Raw genomic sequence first — 21,374 nt, forward strand, 5'->3', positions numbered from 1 at the left:
CCTCCCCAAGTCTCAGGCTGTGCGGCCGGCGAGGCCGTCGGTGATGCTGTCTCGAACTCGTATCCGGGCGTCCTCACGCACCAGCGGTCCGAGCGCGAGCAGCGCCGCGAACAGCAGGGCGATCTCGATGTGGTAGACGATGAGGTAGCCGATGGCGGGCTCGTTCATGCCCTCGCCGAGCACCCCCGACTGGGCGATGGCGCCGCCGACGTCGCGCACGAGGCCGCTCGCCGCGATCGACAGCCCGGCCGCGGTCGCCTGCACGGCGCCCCAGGCACCGAGGGCGAGCCCGGTATCCTCGGGGCCGGCGCGGTTCATCGAGGCGGTGAGCGTGCCGTGGGCGAACAGGCCGCCGCCGAGGCCGATCAGGCTCACGCCCGCGGCGAACAGGTCGGCCGAGGCGAGCGGGGCGGCGAAGACCACCGCCGAGAAGGCCAGGATCCCGATCCCGACGCCCACCGCGGAGACGCGGAACGGGTCGCCCCCGCGCCCGAGCCAGCGCGCCGCGACCAGCAGGCCGAGCCCGCCTCCGGCGGCCAGCAGCGCGGTCAGCGCCGTGGTGGCCGCCACCGAGAGGTGCAGGATCTGACCGCCGTAGGGTTCGAGCAGGATGTCCTGCATGGAGAAGCCCGCCGTGCCGAGGCCGATCGCCACGAGGCGTCGCCGGGCGGTGCCCTGCCCCGCATAGGCCTGCCAGGAGGACCGGAAGTCGCGCTGCGGTGCCGTCCGCGTCCGGTTCGGATCGCGGGGCTCCTGCTTCCAGAGGGCGAACCCGTTGAGGATGATCGTGACCAGCGCCGCGCCCTGGATCACCTGGATCAGCCGGACGGGTGAGAAATGGGCGAGGAACAGGCCGAACAGCACCGCGCTCGCCATCATGCCGAACAGGAGCGCCGCGCAGAGCAGCGCCACCACCTTCGGGCGCGCGTGCGCCGGGGCGAGGTCGGTGGCGAGCGCCAGCCCGACGGTCTGGGTCGTGTGCAGGCCCGCGCCGACCAGCAGGAAGGCGAGCGCCGCCGCGAGGTTGCCGACCCAGAGCGGCCCGGTCGTGTCGCCCGACAGGATCAGCAGGGCGAACGGCATGATCGCGAGGCCGCCGAACTGGAGCAGCGTGCCGAACCAGATGTAGGGGACGCGCCGCCAGCCCAGCACCGAGCGGTGGGTGTCCGAGCGGAAGCCGACCAGCGCCCGCAGGGGCGCGAAGACCAGCGGCAGCGCCAGCATCATCGCGACGATCCAGGCCGGAACGCCGAGCTCGACGATCATCACCCGGTTGAGGGTGCCGATCAGCAGCACCGCGGCCATGCCGACGGTGACCTGGAACAGGGCGAGGCGGAGCAGCCGCCCCAGCGGCAGCTCGGCGGTGGCGGCGTCCGCGAAGGGAAGCAGCGCCGGGCCGAGGCGCATCAGGGCCTCGGTGAGCTTGCGGGCGGGGGTCATGGTCGCGCCCCGGGTGTCATTGGCCGACCATCCGCGCGGCGAGGCAGGGTGCGCGTCAGCGCCACCGCGTTCGACAGGTAGAATCCGCTGTTGATCCGGTGCGACCGCGCCCAGGCGAAGCCGTCGAGGGCCTTCTCCGAGGCGATCCGCCGCCGCAGCCCGCCCTCGGTCACCGGCACGATGGCGGGCGAGCGATCGCCGCGCGGGAAGAACTTTCCGGCCGCGTGCATCACCGTCAGGAGCGCCGTGCGCGGCGCTACGGTGAACAGCACCGAGCCGTCCGTGCGCGCGCCCAGCACCGCCAGCGCCCGGGCGATGTCGGCGGCGCGGTAGTGGATCAGCGAATCCATCGCCACGACGTGGTCGAACCGGCCGAGGGCCGGATCGAGCATGTCGCCCACCCGGAAGTCGATGCGCCCCGCGCCCGCGATCGCCGGCAGCCGCTCCTGCGCCAGCCCGATCAGCGTCGGCGAGACGTCGATCGCCACCACCTCGGCGCCCCGCCGCGCCGCCTCGACGCTGAGCGCCCCGGTGCCGCAGCCGGCATCGAGCAGGCGTGAGCCCGTCATGTCGGCCGGGAGCCAGGACAGCAGCGTCGCCCGCATGGCGTCGCGCCCGGCCCGCACGGTGGCGCGGATCCGGCTCACCGGGGCGTCCGAGGTCAGGCGCGACCACGCCTCGACCGCGGTGCGGTCGAAGTAGGTGGTCAGCTCGCCCCGGCGGGCGTCGTAGCTGGCGCTGGCCATCGGTCGAACTCCAGACTCAATCGAAACCGAGGAACTCGAACAGGTCGCGGTCCTTCATGGGGATTGCCTCGCAGGGCTCGCCCCCGGCCCAGAGCGTCTCGGCGAGCCGCATGTACTCGGCGGTCACGGCGTCGAGCTCGGGCGACGAATCCATCTCGAACAGGGTCGACTTCTTGAGCCGCGAGCGCCGGACCACGTCGAGGTCGGGGAAGTGGGCGAGGCGCTTCAGGCCGACCGCGTCGTTGAACCGGTCGATCTCGTCGGTCTTGGCCGAGCGGTTGGCGATGACGCCGCCGAGCCGCACGCCGTAGTTCTTGGACTTGGCGTGGATCGCCGCGACGATCCGGTTCATCGCGAAGATCGAGTCGAAGTCGTTGGCGGTGACGATCAGCGCCCGGTCGGCGTGCTGGAGCGGCGAGGCGAAGCCGCCGCAGACCACGTCGCCGAGCACGTCGAAGACGACGACGTCGGTGTCCTCCAGGAGGTGGTGCTCCTTGAGGAGCTTCACGGTCTGGCCGACCACGTAGCCGCCGCAGCCGGTGCCGGCGGGCGGGCCGCCGGCCTCGACGCACATCACGCCGTTGTAGCCCTCGACCACGAAATCCTCGACCCGCAGCTCCTCCGAGTGGAAGTTCACGGCCTCCAGGGCGTCGATCACCGTGGGGGCGAGGCGCTTGGTCAGCGTGAAGGTCGAGTCGTGCTTCGGGTCGCAGCCGATCTGCAGCACCCGCTTGCCGAGCTTCGAGAAGGCCACCGACAGGTTCGACGAGGTGGTCGACTTGCCGATCCCGCCCTTGCCGTAGACCGCGAAGACCTTGGCGGTCTCGATCTTCAGGTCGGGGTCGAGGGCGACCTGAAGGCTCCCCTCCTCCTTCCGGGCGACGACGGGATTGCGGATCGCGATGTTCATGCGGCCACTCCTGCGGTGACGCCTTCCAGGCGGTCCTCCAGCTCCTCCTCGGCCCGGTCGAGGGCGTCGCGCATCTCTGCGTCGGGGGTCCAGAAGCCGCGGCGGTGCGCCTCGATCAGCCTTTGGGCGACCTTGGCGGAGGCGGTGGGGTTCAAGGCGGCCATGCGCTCGCGCATGTCCTTGTCGAGGACGTAGGTCTCGGTGATCCGCTCGTAGATCCAGGGCTGGACCGCGTTGGCGGTGGCCGACCAGCCGACCGTGTTGGTGAGATGCGTCTCGATCTGGCGGACGCCCTCGTAGCCGTGGCCGAGCAGGCCCTCGTACCATTTCGGGTTGAGCATCCGGGTGCGCGTCTCCAGCGCCACCTGCTCCTCCAGGGAGCGGACGCGCCCCTCCCCGCGGGTCTGGTCGCTGATGTAGATCGGCACCGACTCGCCCTTGGCCCGGGCCACCGCCCGGCCCATGCCGCCGAGCCCGTCGAAGTAGTGATCGACGGAGGTGACGCCGACCTCGACCGAGTCGAGGTTCTGGTAGGCCATGTCGACGGAGGCCAGCACCGCCTGCATCAGGGCGCGCTGCGGCGCCGGGCGGCCGGTTCGGCCGTAGGCGAAACTCTTGCGGCGCGAGAAGGTCTCGCACAGTTCCGCGTCGTCGTCCCAGTTCCCCGAATCGACGAGGTGGTTGACGTTGGCCCCGTAGGCGCCCTCGGCGTTGGAGAAGACCCGGAGCGCCGCCGTCTCCAGGTCGCAGCCCTGCTCGGCCTGGATGGCGAGGGCGTGCTTGCGGACGTAGTTCTGCTCCAGGGGCTCGTCGGCGGTGGCGGCGAGATAGGAGGCTTCCGCCAGGAGCTTCGTCTGCAGGGGCAGGAGATCGCGGAAGATGCCGGACAGGGTGACCACCGCGTCGATCCGCGGGCGGCCGAGGGTCTCCAGCGGGATCAACTGGGCGCCGCTCAGGCGGCCGTAGCCGTCGAAGCGGGGCGCGGCGCCGATCAGCGCGAGCGCCTGGGCGATCGGGCCGCCCTCGCTCTTGAGGTTGTCGGTGCCCCACAGGACCAGGGCGACGCTCTCCGGGCAGGGTTTTCCGTCCGCGGCGAAGCGCTCGAGGATCCGGGCGACCTGCCGGGCGCCGTCCGCCACCGCGAAGGCCGAGGGCAGGCGGTAGGGGTCGAAGCCGTGGAGGTTGCGGCCGGTCGGCAGCACGGCCGGGTTGCGCAGGATGTCGCCGCCCGCCACCGGCGGCACGAAGCGGCCGTCGAGCGCCCGCAGCAGCGCCGGCACTTCATGGTCGCGGGACAGCAGCCGGTCGGTCTCGGCGAGGTTCTTGAGTATCTCGCGGTTGGTCTCGTCGGCGGAGAAGCCGGAGGCCTTCAGCACCGCCTCGATGCCCCGGCCGGCGACGAGCGCTTCGATGCCGGCCCGCTCCGGCTTCACGCCATGCGCCGACTCGGCGAGCGCCAGGAGCAGATCGACCCGCTCCTCTTCCGGCGTCCCCTGCCCGACCACGTGCAACCCGTGCGGGATCAGGGTCTGCTCCAGCTCCTGCAGCGCGGTCCAGAGGCCGGAGACCCGCGCCTCCAGATCGCCGCTCCAGGCCGGATCGGCCGCCACGAGGTCGACCGCCGCGCCCTGGTCCTGGATCAGGCGGGCCAGGGTCTCGCGCTCGCCCGCCGCCTCGGGGCCGAGGCCGCGCCAGCGCTCGATCGAGCTCTTCAGGTCGATCAGCCCACGGTAGAGCCCGGCAGCCGCGAGGCTCGGGGTGAGGTAGCTCACCAGCGTCGCGGCCGACCGGCGCTTGGCGAGCGTCCCTTCCGAGGGGTTGTTGGCCGCGTAGAGGTAGACGTTGGGCAGCGCCCCGATCAGACGCTCCGGCCAGCAGCATTCGGACAGGCCGGTCTGCTTGCCGGGCATGAATTCGAGCGCCCCGTGGGTGCCGAAATGCAGCACGGCGTCGGCGGAAAAATCCTCGCGCAGGTAGCGGTAGAAGGCCGAGAACGCGTGGGTCGGCGCGAAGCCGCGCTCGAACAGCAGCCGCATCGGGTCGCCCTCGTAGCCGAAGGCGGGCTGGACCCCGACGAAGACGTTGCCGAACTGCGCGCCGAGGACAAAGATCTCGGCGCCGTTGGTCTGGTGGCGGCCGGGCGCCGGGCCCCACTGGGCCTCGATCTCGGCGAGGTAGGGCTCGCGGCGCAGGTGATCCTCGGCCGGGATGCGGGCGTGGACGTTGGCCTGGGTGCCGTAGCGTTTGGTATTGCCCTCCAAGATCGCCGCGCGCAGGGCATCGACGTCTTCCGGGATCTCGACCGTGTAGCCGTCCGCCGCCAAGCCCTTCAGGGTGTTGAGCAGCGAGGCGTAGACCGACAGGAACGCGGCCGTGCCGGTGGCGCCGGCATTGGGCGGGAAGTTGAACAGCACCACGGCGAGCTTCCGCTCGGCCTTCGCCGTCCGGCGGAGCGACACGAGCTGCGCGACCCGCTCGGCGAGGCGGGCCGCCCGCTCGGGATGGACCCGCATGTCCCGGGCGTTGTCGCTGCCGGAAGCGGAGGACCGTCCGCCGAACACCATCGGGGCGGTGGCGCCGTCGAGTTCGGGGATCGCGACCATCATGGTCGCCTCGACCGGCGACAGGCCGCGGTCGCCCGCCTCCCACTGCTCCAGGGTCTGGAATTCCAGCGCCTGGGCGGCGAGGTAGGGCACGTCGAGCCTGGCCAGCATCGACTCGGCGGCGGCGGCGTCGTTGTAGGCGGGGCCGCCGACCAGCGAAAAGCCGGTGAGCGAGACCAGCGCATCGATGCAGGCGCGACCGTCCCTCATGAAGAAGGAATCCACCGCTGGGCGGTTGTCGAGGCCGCTGGCGAAGGCCGGCACGACGTCGAGGCCCTGCGCCTCAAGGGCGGCGATCACCCCGTCGTAATGGGCGGTGTTGCCGGCGAGCACGTAGCTGCGCATCACCAAGAGGCCGACGCGGCCCTTCGCGCCCGTGAGGCGGGGCAGCCGTGACGGGTCGGCGCCGATCCGGCCGGGCAGCCGCGGGTGGTAGAGGCCGGTCTCGGGGTAGTCGAGGGGTGCGGGCGCCGCCGGGCCGTCACGCCAGGCGGCCCGCTCGCCGGCCGCGTAGCGGTGCACGAGGAAGCGCACCAGCGCGGCGACGTTCTCGTCCGAGCCCGCGAGCCAGTATTGCAGGGTGAGGAAATAGGCGCGCACGTCCTGGGCCGAGCCCGGGATGAAGCGCAGGATCTTCGGCAGCTTGCGCACCAGGGCCATCTGCCGTCCGGCATTGCCCTGCTGGCCTGGCTTGCCGCGCAGCTTCTTGAGGAAGTCGAGGGCGCTGCGCTTGGTGCCGCTCATGTCGAAGCGGCCGAGCTTCGTGGTCTTCACCACCTCGCCGGCCGAGAGGCAGCCGACCATCGCGTCGCAGGCGTCGCGCCGCGCCGCCAGCGCCGGCAGGATCGCCCGCACGTGCTCGTCCATGAACAGCATGGCCGAGAGCACGATGTCGGCCTGCGCGATGTCGGCCCGGCAGGCCTCCAGGGTCACGGGGTCGTTGTCCCATTCGGCCGCCGCGTGGAAGCCCAGAACCAGCCCGGGCATCTCGGTCCGGAGGCGCAGGCGCGCCCGTTCCACCGCGCTCGCCAAGTGATTGTCGAGCGTGACGATGACGACGCGGATCGGCGGCCTATCGGCCGAAATGCGCTTTGGCATCGTAGAGGGTCTCGACGGTGATGAGCGGCAGATGCCGCTCCCGGGCGAAGGTCTCGGTGTTGGTGCGCGCCTTGCCCCGCACGAAGAACGGGATCTTCTTGAGTTCCTTCTCGGCCTCGGGCGACCACGCTGCGGCCCGGTCCAGAAGAATCGGAACGGGCGCCGGCGTCGGAGGGGTGTCGGCCGGCGCCCGTTCCGCGGCCTCGAACGCCCCGTCCGCCGGAGTCCCGTAGGACTTGCCGCCGAGATGCGAGGGGCCGACGCCGTCGTGGAATTCGGGATCCTCCCGGAACATGCCGAGGAGGTGCTCTTCGAGGCCCATCATCAACGGATGGACCAGGGTGTCGAACAGGACGTTGGCGCCCTCGAACCCCATCTGCGGGGCGTAGCGGGCCGGGAAGTCCTGGACGTGCACCGGCGCGGAGATCACCGCGCAGGGGATGCCGAGCCGCTTCGCGACGTGGCGCTCCATCTGGGTGCCGAGCACCAGTTCCGGCGCGGCCGCGCGGATCGCCGCCTCGACGTCGAGGTAATCGTCGGTGATCAGCGCCTCGATGCCGTGCTCGGCCGCCTCGGCGCGGACCTCGCGGGCGAATTCGCGGCCGTAGGTGCCGAGCCCGACCACGGTGAAGCCGAGTTCCTTGGCGGCGACCCGGGCGATGCCGATCGCGTGGGTGGCGTCGCCGAACACGAAGACGCGCTTGGCCGTGAGGTAGGTCGAATCGACCGAGCGAGAGTACCAGGGCAGCCGCGAGCCGGGGCCGTCGAGCACCGGGGCCGGATCGGTCCCGGCGAGGCCCGCCACCTCCTCGACGAACCGGCGGGTGCCGCCGACGCCGATCGGGATGGTTTGCGTGAACGGCTGCCCGAAAGTCTTCTTCAGGTACTCCGCGGCCGACCGGGCGGTCTCGGGATAGAGCACGACGTTGAAGTCGGCCTCCCGGAGCCGGCCGAGATCGGCGGGGGTCGCCCCCAGCGGCGCCACGACGTTCACCGTGATGCCGAGGGTGTCGAGCAGCCGGCGGATCTCGATCAGGTCGTCCCGGTGGCGGAAGCCGAGCGCCGTCGGCCCGAGGATGTTGCACAGCGGGCGCTGCCCGGGCTCCCGCGCGGGGCGCGGGGCCGGCGGCCCGGCGAGCGCGCGGACCAGCCGGTAGAAGGTCTCCGACGCGCCCCAGTTCTCCTTCTTCTGGTAGGCGGGCAGCTCCAGCGGGATCACCGGGATCGGCAGGTCCAGCGCCTTGGCGAGGCCGCCCGGATCGTCCTGGATCAGCTCGGCGGTGCAGGAGGCGCCGACGATCATCGCCTGCGGCTGGAACCGCGCATGGGCGGCCGAGACCGCCTGCTTGAACAGCTCGGCGGTGTCGCGGCCGAGATCCTGAGCCCGGAAGGTCGTGTAGGTCACGGGCGGGCGGGCGTCCCGCCGCTCGATCATCGTGAACAGCAGGTCGGCGTAGGTGTCGCCCTGTGGCGCGTGCAGGACGTAGTGCAGCCCAGACATCGCCGTGGCGACGCGCATCGCGCCGATGTGAGGGGGGCCCTCGTAGGTCCAGAGCGTGAGCTGCATGGCGCTACACCTCCAGCAGGGCGCGGCGGCGGAGCGGGCGCACGAACAGCTCGGCGAGGTCGCCGGCCTGCTCGTAGCCCTGCACGGGCGTGAACAGCAGCTCGATCGACCACTTGGTCGACAGGCCCTCCGCCTCCAGCGGGTTGGCGAGGCCGAGGCCGCAGACCGTCAGGTCCGGCCGGGCCGCCCGGCAGCGGTCCATCTGGTCGTCGAGGCTCTGACCCTCGGTCACGCGCGTGCCGGCAGGAAGAAGCTCGATCTCGGCGGCGAGATGTCCCCGGTGCAGATAGGGCGTGCCGACCTCCACCAGCTCCGCGCCGAGTTCCCGGGCGAGGAAGCGGGCGAGCGGCACTTCCAATTGCGAATCGGGGAAGAAGAACACGCGCTTGCCGCCGAGCTGTTCGCGCTGGGGCGCCAGCGCGGTCTCGGCGCGGGCGCGGCCCGGCGCGGTCGCGGCCTCGAAGGTCGCGTCGGAGACGCCGAAGGCCTCGGCGGCCGCCCGCAGCCAGCCGGTCGTGCCCTCGGCGCCGAGCGGGAAGGGCGCGGGCAGCCGGCGGGCGCCGCGCTCTTCAAGGGCGCGTGCCGTGTCGGTCAGGAACGGCTGGGCCAGCAGGTATCGCGTGTTGCGCCCGATGGCCGGCATCGCGTTGGCCCGGCGGGCGGGCAGGAACCGGACATCCGCGATCCCCATCGCGGAAAACATCCGCAGGAACTGGTCCTCGACCACGTCGGCCAGCGCGCCGACCACGAGGAGCGACGGCGCCGCCGCGTCCGCCTCGCGGGGCAGGTCCGGCACCAGGGCCGCGAGGCAGGCATCCTCGCCCTGCGTGAACGTGGTCTCGATGCCGGAGCCCGAATAATTCAGCACCCGGACCGGATTCAGGCGGCTCGACAGGCGCTGCGCCGCCCGGGACAGATCGAGCTTGATCACCTCGGACGGGCATGAGCCCACGAGGAACAGGAGCTTGATGTCCGGCCGGCGCTCGATCAGCCGGGTCACCACCCGGTCGAGCTCCTCGTTGGCGTCGGCGAGGCCGGCGAGGTCGCGCTCGTCGATGATCGCCGTGGCGAAGCGCGGCTCGGCGAAGATCATCACGCCGGCGGCGGATTGGATCAGGTGCGCACAGGTGCGCGAGCCGACCACCAGGAAGAAGGCATCCTGGATCTTCCGGTGCAGCCAGACGATGCCGGTCAGCCCGCAGAACACGGCCCGCTGACCCTGCTCCTGGCGGAGCTCGATGCCGCCGCAGGGTGGCTGATGGACCAGGGGAGCGTTCACGGCAGCGCCTCCGCGAGGCGCGGCGCGTGACTTCCGGCACTCTCCATGCGCGCGGCCCGGAGCTTCAGGAGGAACTGGGCCGCGTTGATCACGTAGGTCGCGTAGGCCGCCAGCGCGAGGAGCAGCAGCGCCTGACCCCTGAGCGCGCCCGTGGCGAGGGCCGCGAGGTAGGCGGTGTGGAGAGCCAGCACCAGCATGCTGACCACGTCCTCCCAGAAGAAGGCAGGCGCGAAGAGCCACCGCCCGAACACGACCTTCTCCCAGATCGAGCCGGTGACCATGATCGCGTAGAGGGCCAGGGTCTTCACGACGACCGAGATCTCGGCCGCGCGCAGGCCGTCGTCGGTGGCCAGGGCGCGCAGCACCAGGACGAGGCTCACCAGGAAGATCGCGAACTGGAGGGGCGCCAGCACTCCCTGGACCACGGTCCAGAGCGACGAGTCGCGCCGGCGCCGTTCGGTGGGCGTGTAGAGCGGTCGTGCCGGCCGGTCCTCGGGACCCATGCATCCGCTCCCTGGTCGTCGGCGGCGCCTCAGGCTCCGTCGTTGACAGAGGCTAGGGCGGGGGTCCGGGAAGTGTCAAGTGCGCTTGACGCTTTCACGACATGACAGTGGCAGGGATATTTTTTCTTCGAATAAGATCATTGCCAAGATCGTCAGGAAGCGTATCGTCGGCCGTGGCGGCAGAGATTGCTGCCGTTCGGCTTGTCAGACTCAGGAACTGACGGACACGAAGAATAGACGGGCGAGCAACGCCACACCGAGCGCGCGAGCGGATCCGCCGGCCCGTCCGGGACGGGGCCGTCTCAGGGAGGATGCCGATGGGAAACTGGAGGCATTTCGGTGGCCGTCTGGATCACGGTCCGTCCGCGGCCGGCTGCAGCCCCGTGAGCGACGGGCTCCCCGTGTTCCGCGACGCGGCCCTCGGCTGGCCCGACCTGCACAGGCCCGTGCCCGACGCGCTCGCCAAGGTCGTCGAGGCGGAGATCCTGCCCCGCCTGATGCTCGCCCACCGGCCCGCCGGCCGCGCCGGCCGCGCCGTCCCGGCGGACCGGGCGCCGAGCGCGCGGGAGATCGCCGACTTCAGCGCCCTGCTCCTGGCCTCCGGCCCGGTCGACCTCGACGCCCGCGTGGACGCCCTGCGCGACGGCGGCCTGCCGCTCCCGCGCCTGCTCCTCGACCTGCTCGCCCCGGCCGCCCGGCACCTCGGCGCCCTCTGGGAGGAGGATGCCTGCGACTTCCTGGCGGTGACCGAGGCCCTCGGGCGGCTCCACACCGTGAGCCGCCGCCTCTGCGCCGAGCTGGAGAGCGAATCGGTCCCGGCCAACGGGCGCAGCGTCCTGCTGCTGCCCTGCCCGGGCGAGACCCACGTCTTCGGCCTGTCGCTGGTCGCGAGCTTCTTCCGGGAGGCCGGCTGGGACGTGACCACCGCGGTGCCCGGGCCGGGGGTCGACCCCCTGGACCTGCTCCGGTCCGACTGGTTCGACGTGGTCGGCCTGTCGCTCTCCTGCGACGTCCTGCTGCCGGTCCTGACGGCGACGGTGGCGGAGGTGCGCCGCGATTCGCGCAACCGGGACGTCCGGGTGCTGGTCGGCGGCCCCTTCTTCGCGCGCCACGGCGGCGAGGCGGGGATCGTCGGGGCGGATGCCTGCGCGTCGGACGCGTGCCTCGCGCCCGCCGCGGCCGAAGCTTTGCTGGACAGACAGGCACTGGCCTGCTGAAAGGGCCTCAAACCGACTTTCACATTGCGGTGACCGTGACCCCTCAGCCCCGCCCCTCCCCGCAGTCGCCGCCCGCGGCCCTGCAGCAGGTGGCCGGCCTCCTCCAGGGTGAGGCGGTCGGGCGCATCGTCGCGGCGTCCGCGGACCTCTCCCTGGTGATCGACGCGGACGGGGTGATTCGGGACGCCACGGTCGGCGCCGATCTCGCGGCCGAGACCGTGGCGGGCTGGCTGGGCCGGCGCTGGATCGACACCGTCACGGTGGAGAGCCGCCCGAAGGTCGACGCCCTGCTGCGGGACGCTGGGGCCGACGGCATCACCCGCTGGCGCCAGGTGAACCACCCCTCGCCCGACGGCGCCGACCTGCCGATCCGCTACGCGTCGATCCGGCCCTCGGAGGGCGGCCCGATCCTCGTGCTCGGGCGCGACATGCGGGCGGTGGCCGCCCTGCAGCGCCGGCTGGTGGAGACCCAGCAGGCCCTGGAGCGGGACTACGACCGGCTCCGCGCCGCCGAGACCCGCTACCGGCTCCTGTTCCAGATCTCCGGCGAGCCGGTGCTGGTGGTCGATGCCGGCACGCGCCGGGTGGCCGAGGCCAACCCGGCCGCGGCGCGCCTCCTCGGGCGCCCGGCCAAGCGCATCGCCGGGCAGGACGCCGTCGAGCTGTTCGACCCCGCCAGCACCCGGGCCCTGGAGGCGCAGTTCGCGGCCCTGCGGGCGACCGGGCAGGCGGGCGAGATCCGGGCGGCGCTGCAGCACGGGCGCGGGGAGGTCACGGTCTCGGCCTCGCTGTTCCGGGGCGAGGGCGGCGCGAGCGCGCTGCTGCAGCTGGTCGCCGACCCGGCTACGGCGGCGCCCGGGCCCGACCAGGAGGCGCCCACCGCCGCGGTGATCGAGGCGATGCCGGAGGGCTTCGTGGTCACCGATTCGGCGCGGCGCATCCTCATGGCCAACGCCGCCTTCCTGGAGCTGGCGCAGCTCGCCACGGTGGGCCAGGCCCGCGGGCGCACCCTCGACCACTGGCTCGGCCGCGACGAGACCGAGGCGCAGGCGCTGTTCGCGACCCTCGTCGACCACGGCGCCGTGCGCCGCTTCGCCACCGTCGTCCGCGGCGCCTACGGCGGCATGGAGGACGTGGAGGTCGCCGCCGTGTCGGTGGCTGGCGCCCGCCCCTGCCTGGGCTTCGCCATCCGGTCGGGCCCGCGGCGGATCGCCGAAGGGCGCCCCGGGGTCGGGCGGGAGGTGCCCCGCTCGGTGGAGCAGATGACCGAGCTGGTCGGCCGGGTCTCGATGAAGACCCTGGTGCGCGAGACGACCGACCTGATCGAGAAGCTCTGCATCGAGGCGGCCCTGCGGATCACCCGGGACAACCGGGCCTCGGCGGCCGAGATGCTCGGCCTGAGCCGGCAGGGCCTCTACGCCAAGATGCGGCGCTACGGCGTCGGCGACCTGGACGGCCCGGTCGAGGACATCTGAGGATCCGGGCGCGGCCTCCGGGCTCGGCGGGACCAATCCAATCCCATCCCATCCTTATCCCATCCCCCGAAGGTGCGCGCGGCGGGGCCCGCCGGACCCCCTCGGATCCCGGCACCGAAGGCCTCGAAGATCCCGGAATCGTCCTCGCGGACGGGGGTCGCCGGGAGCGCCCGAGGCGCCGCCGGAGCGCCGGAAAGCGCCCGCGCGGGCGGTCCCGCCGGCACGGCTTTTCGGTGTTTCGGATAATGTATTTCTGGTCCGCCGCTGTATTTATTCGACAAACGTCGCGCACATGCTGGCGCGCGGTGTAAATCTGGCTTGACACCCCGCCGGGCGCCGGTAGCCTCCCGTCATGACCGCTACGCCCGCCCCGAGCGCAGTCATCGAGCTGCTGAAGCCGCTCACGTGGTTCGCGCCGATGTGGGCCTTCGCCTGCGGGGTGATCTCCTCGGGCCAGCCGGCCAGCGGCCAGTGGCCGGTGATCGCCGCCGGCATCCTGCTGGCCGGCCCGCTGGTCTGCGCCACCAGCCAGGCCGCCAACGACTGGTTCGACCGCCACGTCGACGCGATCAACGAGCCGAACCGGCCGATCCCCTCCGGGCGGATCCCGGGCCGCTGGGGGCTCTACCTCGCGCTTGCCTGGACGGCGCTGTCGCTGGCGGTGGCCGCCGCGCTCGGGCCCTGGATCCTCGGGGCCGCGCTGTTCGGGCTGGTCCTGGCCTGGATCTACTCGGCGCCGCCGGTGCGGCTGAAGCGGAACGGCTGGTGGGGCAACGCCGCGGTGGCGCTCTGCTACGAGGGGCTGCCCTGGTTCACCGGCGCCGCCGTCATGGCCGCCGCCCTGCCCGACCGGCGGGTGCTCCTGGTGGCGCTGCTCTACGCGGCCGGGGCCCACGGCATCATGACCCTCAACGACTTCAAGTCCGTGGAGGGCGACCGCCGGATGGGGCTGCTGTCGCTGCCGGTGCAGATGGGCTCCGAGCGCGCCGCGCGCTTCGCCTGCCTGGTCATGGCCCTGCCGCAGGTGGCGGTGATCGCGCTCCTCGTCGGCTGGGAGCGCTACTGGCACGCCGGCCTCGTCGCCGCGCTGCTCGCCGGGCAGTTCGCCCTGATGGCCCGGTTCCTCGAGAATCCCCGGGAGCGGGCGATCTGGTACAACGGCACCGGCACCACCCTCTACGTCCTCGGCATGCTGGTCTCGGCCTTCGCGCTGCGCCCGCTGGTGGGAGGGGCGTGATGGCACCGGACCCCGGCACGGGCCTCGGCTGGCCCCAGATCGTCCGCCTCGGCCTCGTCCAGACCGCGCTGGGCAGCGTCGTCGTGCTGATGACCGCCACCCTCAACCGGGTAATGGTGGTGGAATTGGCGCTGCCCGCCCTCGTGCCGGGCCTGCTGGTCGCCCTGCACTACGCCGTGCAGGTCCTGCGCCCGCGCTGGGGCTACGGCTCCGACCGCAGCGGCCGGCGCACCCCCTGGATCGTCGGCGGCATGGCGGCCCTCTGCCTCGGCGGCTTCGGCGCCGCCTGCGGCACCGCGCTGGCGGCCGAGAGCCTCGCCCTGGGGCTGGCGCTCGCCGCCCTCTCGTTCCTGTGCGTCGGCATGGGCGTCGGCGCGGCCGGGACCTCGCTCCTCGTCCTGCTCTCGGGCGGCGTCGCGCCGGCCCGGCGGGGCGCGGCCGCCACCGTCGTCTGGGTGATGATGATCGTCGGCTTCGCCGTCACGGCGCCGCTCGCCGGGCACTTCCTCGACCCGTTCTCCGGCCCGCGCCTCGTGGCGGTGTCGGGCACGGTCTCGCTCGTCGCCTTCTGCGTGGCGGCGCTCGCGGTCGCCGGCGTCGAGCGCCGCCTGCCGGTCCGGGCGCCCGAGCCCGCGGAGGCGCGCCGCCCGTTCTTCACCGTGCTGGCCCACGTGCTGGCCGACCCCGTGAGCCGGACCTTCACGATCTTCGTCTTCGTGTCGATGCTGGCCTACAGCGCCCAGGAGCTGATCCTGGAGCCCTATGCCGGCCTCGTCTTCGCGATGAGCCCCGGCGCCACCACCAAGCTCGCCGGCCTCCAGCACGGCGGCGTGCTCGCCGGCATGCTGCTGGTGGCGGCGGTGACGCTCCTCGCCCGCGGCACCGTCCTCGCCTCCCTGCGGCTCTGGATCGGGATCGGCTGCGCCGGCTCGGCCGCCGCCCTCTTCGCCCTGGCGAGCGGCGCGGCGGCGGGATCGGACTTCCCCCTGCGCGCGACGGTCTTCGCCCTCGGGGTGGCCAACGGCGCCTACGCGGTCGCCGCCATCGGCTCGATGATGGCGCTCGCCGGCCGCGGCGACGCGCGGGAGCGCGGAACCCGCATGGGCGTCTGGGGCGCCGCGCAGGGCGTCGCCTTCGGGGCCGGCGGCTTCCTCGGGGCCGTGGCGGTCGACGCCGTCCGGCTGGTCACCGCCGAACCCGTCCAGGCCTACGCGGCGGTCTTCGCCGCGGAAGGGCTGCTGTTCCTCGTCGCGGTCGTCCTGGCGGCGCGGCTCGAACCCGCTCCGGCACCGGACACGGTGCCGCTCGATCCTGCCTTCAGCGCGAGGTGAGGCCATGGCCCGGTTGGACGATGGCGGCCCCGGCCGCGACAGCTACGACGTCGTCGTGGTCGGCGGCGGGCCGGCGGGCGCCACGGCGGCGACCGACCTCGCCCGGGCCGGCCACGCGGTGCTGCTCCTCGACAAGCCCGGCCGGATCAAGCCCTGCGGCGGCGCGATCCCGCCCCGGCTGATCCGGGACTTCGCGATCCCGGACGCGCTCCTGGTGGCGAAGATCCGGTCCGCCCGGATGGTGGCGCCGAGCGGCAAGGCCGTCGACATGCCGGTGGGCGAGGGCTTCGTCGGCATGGTCGACCGCGAGCACTTCGACCCGTGGCTGCGCGAGCGGGCCGCGGCGGCCGGCGCCGACCTGCGCGCGGCGGCCTACGACCGGATCACCCGGCCCGACGACGGGCCGCCGCTGGTCCACTTCACCACCGGCGCGGGGGCCGGCCTCGCCCGCCACGCCGTCCGGGCCCGCCTCGTCCTCGGCGCCGACGGCGCCTGCTCGCCGGTCGGCCGCGCGGAGGTGCCGGGCCACGCCAGGATGCGGCAGGTCTTCGCCTATCACGAGATCCTGCGGGTCCCGGAGGCCGGCGCCCCCGGGGCCGGGTCTGTCGACGCCACCCGCTGCGACGTCTACTACCAGGGCCGCCACTCGCCGGACTTCTACAGCTGGATCTTCCCCCACGGGGACACGCTGAGCATCGGCACCGGCAGCGCGCGGAAGGGGTTCTCGCTGCGCTCCTCGATCCGGGCCCTGCGCGCCGCCACCGGCCTCGACCACGCCGAGACCGTCCGCCGCGAGGGGGCGCCGCTGCCGCTGAAGCCCCTGAAGCGCTGGGACAACGGCCGGGACGTGCTGCTCGCGGGCGACGCCGCGGGCGTCGTCGCGCCGGCCTCCGGCGAGGGGATCTACTACGCGATGCTCGGCGGCCGGCTGTCGGCCGAGGCCGCCACAGCCTTCCTGCGGACCGGGGACGCGCGCGCCCTCGCGGGCGCGCGGAAGCAGTTCATGAAGCTGCACGGGCGCGTGTTCTGGATCCTCGGGATGATGCAGTGGGTCTGGTACCGCAGCGACGGCCTGCGCGAGCGCTTCGTCTCGATCTGCCGGGACAAGGACGTCCAGCAGCTCACCTGGGACAGCTACATGAACAAGGAGCTGGTCCGCGCGAAGCCGGCCGCCCACGCGCGGATCTTCTTCAAGGACCTCGCGCACCTGTTCCGCTGGGTCTCGCCGTGAGCCTCGCCGCCGCCGATCTGGGACCGCCCGTGGTGGCGGCGGTCGCCGCCGTGCTGGTGGCCGTGGCCGGCGGCCTCGCGACCACGACGGACACGTGGTACCGGCGCCTGCGGGTCCCGGCCTGGAAGCCGCCGGACTGGGCCTTCGGGCCGGTCTGGGCGGTGATCTTCGCGCTCACCACCACGGCCGGCGTGCTGGCCTGGAACGGCGACGCCGACCCCGCCGCCCGGGGCGTCCTGCTGGCCGCCTACGCGGTGAACGGGGTGCTCAACATCGCCTGGAGCGTGCTGTTCTTCCGGTTCCGCCGGCCCGACTGGGCGCTGGCCGAGGTCGCGGTCCTGTGGCTGTCCATCGCCGTGCTGGTGCTGGTGACCGGCCGGGTCTCGGGCGCGGCGGGGCTCATGAACCTGCCCTACCTCGCCTGGGTCAGCGTCGCCGCCTGCCTGAACCTGCGGATCGTCCGCCTCAACGGGCCGTTCGCGGAGCCCGCCTGATGGGGGCGCTCCTCGACCCGGTCCTCGACCCGGTCCTCGGCCCCGCCTTCGCGTCGGGCCGGATCGTCGACGGGATCCTGCTGCTCGTCGCCCTGGAGGCGCTCGCCCTCGCGTGGCTCGCCCGCCGGGGCGGCCCGCCGCTGCCGTCCCTGCTGGCCAACCTCGCCTCCGGCGCCGCGCTGATGCTGGCCCTGCGGGCGGCGCTCGTGGGGGCCGGCTGGGTCGCGGTCGCCGGGTGGATGCTCGCCGGACTCGTCGCCCATCTCGCCGACCTCGGCCTGCGGGTCCGGGCGGCCACGGCACAACGCCGCAGCGCGGCGCCGGCCGGAACAACGCCCGCGACGGCCGCGTTCACGCGCGTCACAAGTTTCAAACAGCTCTAAAATCGGGATGGGAGACGCGGCATGCAGCGCACGAGAGCCCTCTCCTCCGGCCGCGCGGCCCCGACGCGGCTGGCCCCGATGCGGGCCGCCCCCTTCCTCGCGGGCCTGCTCCTGGCCGCGCCGGCGCTGGCGCAGGACGGGTCGGCCGACCAGATCGAGCGCGGCAAGTACCTCGTGACGATGGGCGACTGCGCGGCCTGCCACACGGCGCCGGGCGGCAAGTACCTCGCCGGCAACTACGCGCTGAACATGCCCTTCGGCGTGATCATGACCCCCAACCTCACCCCCGACAAGGAGACGGGCCTCGGCAACTGGAGCTACGCCGACTTCGACCAGGCGTTCCGGCACGGCTACAGCAAGAACGTCGGCTACCTGTACCCGGCCTTCCCGTTCGCGTGGTTCACCAAGGTCACCGACGAGGACACCAAGGCGATCTGGGCCTACCTCCAGTCGGTCCCGGCCGTGAACGAGAAGCGGAAGGAGAGCCAGATCCCGTTCCCGTTCAGCGTCCGCACGGCGCTGGTGACGTGGCGGACGGCCTTCTTCACCGAGGAGCGCTTCAAGCCCGACCCGAAGGCCAGCGCCGAGGTGAACCGCGGCGGCTACCTCGTGGAGGGGCTCGGCCACTGCGCCATGTGCCACAACGAGAACAAGCTCGTCGGCAACTCGAGCTTCGCGGGCCGGTTCGGCGGCGGCGTGATCGACGGCTGGTACGCCCCCAACATCACCCCGGACGGCCACCAGGGCATCGGCGCCTGGACCGACGAGCAGGTGGTGACCTACCTCAAGACCGGCACCGCCCCGGGCGACCGGCCGGGCGTCGCCGCCGGGCCGATGCGCCAGACCATCATGGAATCCCTCTCCAAGGTGAAGGAGGAGGACCTGAAGGCCATGGTGGCGTACCTGCGCACCGTGCCGGCCAAGCAGACCTACAAGCCGAAGGACCTCACGGCCTTCGACACGCCCGACGCGCCCGGCGCCTCCACCTACCTGACCTACTGCTCCTCCTGCCACCAGCCCGACGGCAAGGGCATCGAGGGCGCGGTCCCGGCGCTCGCCGGCAACACCTCGGTCCAGTCCGAGGGCCCCGAGACGGTGCTGCGGGTGATCTACGGCGGGCTCGGCGCCCAGAGCGGGCTCGCCCCGATGGTGGCGATCGGCCAGCAGATGACCGACGTCGAGGTGAGGAACGTCACCGACTACATCCGCAATTCCTGGGGCAACAAGGCGCCGGTCGTGACCGGCGAGAAGGCCTCGGAGGCGCGCGCCGCCACCAAGACCATGCTGGCCGGCACGGCGCCCTGCGCGGAGATCGAGCAGGACAAGCTGAAGGCCGCCTTCGACAAGATCGGGCTGCAGGCGAGCCTGAAGGGCCTGAAGCAGCAGGACTTCGTCCCGACCCTCGCCCGGCTGGTGCAGCAGGTGAAGGCGGAGCCGACCGGGGTCACCGACGACGACATCGTCAACGGCCTGACCACGGCCTTCTGCAAGGTCGGCCGCGACGACCCGCAATACGGCAACCCGAGCTGGCCCGCGGTGATCGGCACCTTCGCGAACGTCGCCTACAGCCAGGTGAAGCACCCGGAGAAGCAGGCCGCCAACGTCTCCTCGGCCACCACGCCGCCGGCGAAGAACTGAGGCGCCGCCCCGCGGCCCCGGCCTGCCGGGGTCGTCGGGGCCGGTTCGGGGTCAGATCGGGCGGAACGGATAAAACCGTGTTTCGTTGGAGCCGGGACGTGCCGACCTCACGCCCGGAGTCCCCGTGTCCAGCCTCGTCCGCATCCTGCTCGCGATCTTCTTCCCGCCGATCGCCGTGCTCGTCACCACGGGCTTCGGCCTTCAGTTCCTGCTGAACATCCTGCTGTGGATCCTGGGCTGGCTGCCCGGCACGGTCCACGCCCTGTGGCTGATGAACCGCGACCGGCCGCTGGTCTGAGCCGTCAGGGCTTCCGGCCCTCGGGCTCGCCCTTCCGGAGGGCGGGCTTCTCCGCCTTCGCGTCGGCCTTCGACTCACCCTTGCCCTCGACCTTCGCGGTCTTCACCGCGTGGGCCCTGGCGGCCTTCGGCGCGACCGTCTCGGCGGTGTGGGCGACCTTCGCCGGCTCCGGCGCCGCGGGCACGACCGCGGCGGCGACCGCCGGGGCCGCGGGCGCCGCCGGGGCCGGCTTGTCCTTGGCGAAGAGCTGGCCGAACAGCTTCTGGTAGCTGCTCGCGTCGCCGTCCGCGTCCGCCACCGCGATGCGGGCGGGCTTGTCGGGCAGGGCCGCAGTGGTCTCGACCTGCGCGCCGGGATCGGCGCGGTTCGCCATGAGCGTCGTGGGCGTCGTGGGCGTGGCGGGCGCCGCCGGCTCCCGCCCGTGCCCCTTGCCGCCGGCCTTCGCGGCGCGGGTCGCGGCCGCCGGCTCGGCGCCGGCCAGCATCGTGGGCTGGCCCTTCGGCGCGAGCTCGATCTCCTGCGGGCCGGCCGCCAGGGTCTCGGGCCGGCTCACGTCGCCGAGATTGTGCCGGCCGTACTCCTTGGCGTCGTAGGGCAGGACCGTCTCGGTGCCGCCGAGGCTCGCGAAGGCGCTGGCGTTCTGCGGGCGGAAGACCGGGTTCTGGCCGCCGTCCTGGTAGACGACCCGCACCGCCGGCGTGCCCTTGGCGACGAGGTCGGCGACCGCGTGCGTGTCGCGCGCGCTCTTCTCGGCGACCAGCGGGTCGACCCGCGGCTTGCACGAGCCGGCGGCCGCGTCGGCCCCGCCGAACACGTACTTGGTCCCGCACTGGCCGACCTTCGGCTCCTCGTGCAGGGCCTCGAAATAGTCGGACCCCTCCTTGAGGTTCTGCCAGAAGGCGATGTTCGGGTCGTTGCGGAACTTGGCCATGTTCTCGGCCGTCATCCGGAACGGGTAGGACTGGAACTGGAAGCTGCGCTGGCCGCCGATGAACGCGTCGCGGGCGACGGCGTAGATCTCCGCGATGGTGGCGTCGGTCATGGCGAAGCAGCCCGCCGACGAGCAGGTGCCGTGCACCATCAGGTACTTGCCGGTGCGCCCGTTGGCCCGGTCGACGGCGTTCGGGAAGCCCGTGTCGAACGAGAGATAGTACGACGAGTTCGGGTTCATCAGGCCCGGGGTGATCGTGTAGAAGCCCTCGGGCGCCTGCCGGTCGCCCTCGCGGGTCTTCGGCCCGAGCTGGCCGGACCAGCGGCAGATCGGGTAGGTCTTCAGGAGGGCGTAGCGGCCGTCGCTCCCCCGCTTCCAGATCTCCATCTCCGCCTCCTTCTTGAAGGTGCGGATCAGGATCGGGTCGGAGGGCTGCATCCCCTTGGACTGCATCAACGCGACGGTCTGGGGGGCGATCGGCGCGAGGCTGCGCGCGCTCGGGCCGTTGATCCCGGAACCGTCCTGGCAGGCGGCGAGCGACAGGGCCAGCAGGGACGCCGCCGCCAGCAGTCGCGCGGTCGCGAGACGCGCCGTCATGGGGAACCTCGATCGTCTTACGCGCGCCCGCGGGCCTTGCTGGCCGCGTCGGGTGCCACTCCCCAACCCAATAGGCTCGTTAAGCTTGCGCCTTCCTTACCGCAAGGACCCGGCTGCAACACTGGATTGTTCTCGGGTGTGGAGAGCCGGCGGATGCGCGCTATCCACAGCGCGCCGCGTCGGGGTCGCGGGACGGCGCCGTTCGAGCCGCAGGGCCGCGCGGCGATCCATGCTGTGCTCGTGCGCGGTCCCGCCCGCGGTCCGGCCTGCCGGCCCGGTGCGCGGACCGGTGGACTCCCTGGCGGAGCGGACGCGTGCGACCGCGCCGGGCGCCCAACTTTGAGCTGCTTGCCTCGGCGGGATGAAGGCGCCACGTTCGCGGAGGCTGCCATCCGG

17 protein-coding genes are annotated in these 21,374 nt (G+C 72.8%); 9 read left to right on the top strand and 8 right to left on the bottom strand.

Features of this window, described 5'->3' with window-relative positions; genetic code table 11:
- Positions 1-12: 12 nt before the first annotated feature.
- The 7 genes from BM314_RS22085 to bchF are packed head-to-tail and all read right to left on the bottom strand — an operon-like array spanning position 13 to position 10,146.
- Entirely contained in the window at positions 13-1,440 is a 1,428-nt protein-coding gene (locus BM314_RS22085) for a BCD family MFS transporter (RefSeq protein WP_020095254.1), read from the bottom strand.
- Positions 1,437-2,186: a magnesium protoporphyrin IX methyltransferase gene (bchM, locus tag BM314_RS22090; RefSeq protein WP_091980221.1), complete on the bottom strand. Its 750-nt coding sequence runs from the start codon at positions 2,184-2,186 to the stop codon at positions 1,437-1,439. The genes BM314_RS22085 and bchM overlap by 4 nt, the downstream gene beginning before the upstream one ends.
- 16 nt (positions 2,187-2,202) lie before the next feature.
- Positions 2,203-3,096, bottom strand: a complete 894-nt coding sequence (gene bchL / locus BM314_RS22095; protein WP_020095252.1) for a ferredoxin:protochlorophyllide reductase (ATP-dependent) iron-sulfur ATP-binding protein — start codon at positions 3,094-3,096, stop codon at positions 2,203-2,205.
- Positions 3,093-6,797 (bottom strand): magnesium chelatase subunit H, encoded by a 3,705-nt coding sequence (locus BM314_RS22100; protein ID WP_091980222.1) that lies wholly within the window; start codon positions 6,795-6,797, stop codon positions 3,093-3,095. Before BM314_RS22100 ends, bchL begins: the two co-directional genes overlap by 4 nt.
- Entirely contained in the window at positions 6,772-8,364 is a 1,593-nt protein-coding gene (gene bchB, locus BM314_RS22105) for a ferredoxin:protochlorophyllide reductase (ATP-dependent) subunit B (protein ID WP_091980224.1), read from the bottom strand. Before bchB ends, BM314_RS22100 begins: the two co-directional genes overlap by 26 nt.
- Before the next feature lie 4 nt (positions 8,365-8,368).
- Entirely contained in the window at positions 8,369-9,643 is a 1,275-nt protein-coding gene (locus tag BM314_RS22110) for a ferredoxin:protochlorophyllide reductase (ATP-dependent) subunit N (protein WP_091980226.1), read from the bottom strand.
- Complete coding sequence (gene bchF / locus BM314_RS22115; protein ID WP_091980227.1) at positions 9,640-10,146, bottom strand: 2-vinyl bacteriochlorophyllide hydratase; 507 nt, start codon at positions 10,144-10,146, stop codon at positions 9,640-9,642. The genes BM314_RS22110 and bchF overlap by 4 nt, the downstream gene beginning before the upstream one ends.
- Before the next feature lie 317 nt (positions 10,147-10,463).
- On the opposite strand from bchF, the gene BM314_RS22120 reads away from it, so the two are divergent.
- The 9 genes from BM314_RS22120 (at position 10,464) to BM314_RS22160 (ending at position 19,450) form a co-directional block, all read left to right on the top strand.
- Entirely contained in the window at positions 10,464-11,363 is a 900-nt protein-coding gene (locus tag BM314_RS22120) for a cobalamin B12-binding domain-containing protein (protein ID WP_091980229.1), read from the top strand.
- A gap of 29 nt (positions 11,364-11,392) precedes the next feature.
- Positions 11,393-12,838 (top strand): transcriptional regulator PpsR, encoded by a 1,446-nt coding sequence (gene ppsR / locus BM314_RS22125; RefSeq protein WP_020095246.1) that lies wholly within the window; start codon positions 11,393-11,395, stop codon positions 12,836-12,838.
- Between the two features lie 352 nt (positions 12,839-13,190).
- Entirely contained in the window at positions 13,191-14,075 is an 885-nt protein-coding gene (gene chlG / locus BM314_RS22130) for a chlorophyll synthase ChlG (protein WP_091682495.1), read from the top strand.
- Positions 14,075-15,406: a BCD family MFS transporter gene (locus tag BM314_RS22135; RefSeq protein WP_091682497.1), complete on the top strand. Its 1,332-nt coding sequence runs from the start codon at positions 14,075-14,077 to the stop codon at positions 15,404-15,406. Before chlG ends, BM314_RS22135 begins: the two co-directional genes overlap by 1 nt.
- 4 nt (positions 15,407-15,410) lie before the next feature.
- Positions 15,411-16,637 carry a geranylgeranyl diphosphate reductase gene (locus BM314_RS22140; RefSeq protein ID WP_091925994.1) on the top strand — a complete coding sequence of 409 codons (1,227 nt, stop codon included), beginning with the start codon at positions 15,411-15,413 and terminating at the stop codon, positions 16,635-16,637.
- On the top strand, positions 16,634-17,131 hold the full coding sequence (locus BM314_RS22145) for a TspO/MBR family protein (protein ID WP_091980231.1): 498 nt from the start codon (positions 16,634-16,636) through the stop codon (positions 17,129-17,131). The genes BM314_RS22140 and BM314_RS22145 overlap by 4 nt, the downstream gene beginning before the upstream one ends.
- Complete coding sequence (locus BM314_RS22150; protein ID WP_091980233.1) at positions 17,131-17,514, top strand: hypothetical protein; 384 nt, start codon at positions 17,131-17,133, stop codon at positions 17,512-17,514. Before BM314_RS22145 ends, BM314_RS22150 begins: the two co-directional genes overlap by 1 nt.
- A gap of 78 nt (positions 17,515-17,592) precedes the next feature.
- Positions 17,593-19,152, top strand: coding sequence for a cytochrome c (locus tag BM314_RS22155; RefSeq protein ID WP_244540004.1), 1,560 nt, complete (start codon positions 17,593-17,595; stop codon positions 19,150-19,152).
- Positions 19,153-19,276: 124 nt separating this feature from the next.
- On the top strand, positions 19,277-19,450 hold the full coding sequence (locus BM314_RS22160; protein WP_012318839.1) for a YqaE/Pmp3 family membrane protein: 174 nt from the start codon (positions 19,277-19,279) through the stop codon (positions 19,448-19,450).
- A 4-nt stretch (positions 19,451-19,454) separates the two neighbouring features.
- On the opposite strand, the gene BM314_RS22165 is transcribed toward BM314_RS22160, so the two are convergent.
- Positions 19,455-20,978 carry a L,D-transpeptidase family protein gene (locus tag BM314_RS22165; RefSeq protein ID WP_091980237.1) on the bottom strand — a complete coding sequence of 508 codons (1,524 nt, stop codon included), beginning with the start codon at positions 20,976-20,978 and terminating at the stop codon, positions 19,455-19,457.
- Positions 20,979-21,374: the final 396 nt, after the last annotated feature.

The organism is Methylobacterium sp. 13MFTsu3.1M2 (genome assembly GCF_900112625.1).
Lineage (GTDB): Bacteria > Pseudomonadota > Alphaproteobacteria > Rhizobiales > Beijerinckiaceae > Methylobacterium.

Excerpts from the sequence above, each read along its gene's own strand:
- bchF (WP_091980227.1), bottom strand. The coding sequence starts at position 10,146 with ATGGGTCCCGAGGACCGGCCGGCACGACCGCTCTACACGCCCACCGAA.
- BM314_RS22100 (WP_091980222.1), bottom strand. The coding sequence starts at position 6,797 with ATGCCAAAGCGCATTTCGGCCGATAGGCCGCCGATCCGCGTCGTCATC.
- bchL (WP_020095252.1), bottom strand. The coding sequence starts at position 3,096 with ATGAACATCGCGATCCGCAATCCCGTCGTCGCCCGGAAGGAGGAGGGG.
- BM314_RS22155 (WP_244540004.1), top strand. The coding sequence starts at position 17,593 with ATGCGGGCCGCCCCCTTCCTCGCGGGCCTGCTCCTGGCCGCGCCGGCG.
- BM314_RS22135 (WP_091682497.1), top strand. The coding sequence starts at position 14,075 with ATGGCACCGGACCCCGGCACGGGCCTCGGCTGGCCCCAGATCGTCCGC.
- bchM (WP_091980221.1), bottom strand. The coding sequence starts at position 2,186 with ATGGCCAGCGCCAGCTACGACGCCCGCCGGGGCGAGCTGACCACCTAC.
- bchB (WP_091980224.1), bottom strand. The coding sequence starts at position 8,364 with ATGCAGCTCACGCTCTGGACCTACGAGGGCCCCCCTCACATCGGCGCG.
- BM314_RS22085 (WP_020095254.1), bottom strand. The coding sequence starts at position 1,440 with ATGACCCCCGCCCGCAAGCTCACCGAGGCCCTGATGCGCCTCGGCCCG.
- BM314_RS22140 (WP_091925994.1), top strand. The coding sequence starts at position 15,411 with ATGGCCCGGTTGGACGATGGCGGCCCCGGCCGCGACAGCTACGACGTC.
- chlG (WP_091682495.1), top strand. The coding sequence starts at position 13,191 with ATGACCGCTACGCCCGCCCCGAGCGCAGTCATCGAGCTGCTGAAGCCG.
- BM314_RS22165 (WP_091980237.1), bottom strand. The coding sequence starts at position 20,978 with ATGACGGCGCGTCTCGCGACCGCGCGACTGCTGGCGGCGGCGTCCCTG.
- BM314_RS22150 (WP_091980233.1), top strand. The coding sequence starts at position 17,131 with ATGGGGGCGCTCCTCGACCCGGTCCTCGACCCGGTCCTCGGCCCCGCC.
- BM314_RS22120 (WP_091980229.1), top strand. The coding sequence starts at position 10,464 with ATGGGAAACTGGAGGCATTTCGGTGGCCGTCTGGATCACGGTCCGTCC.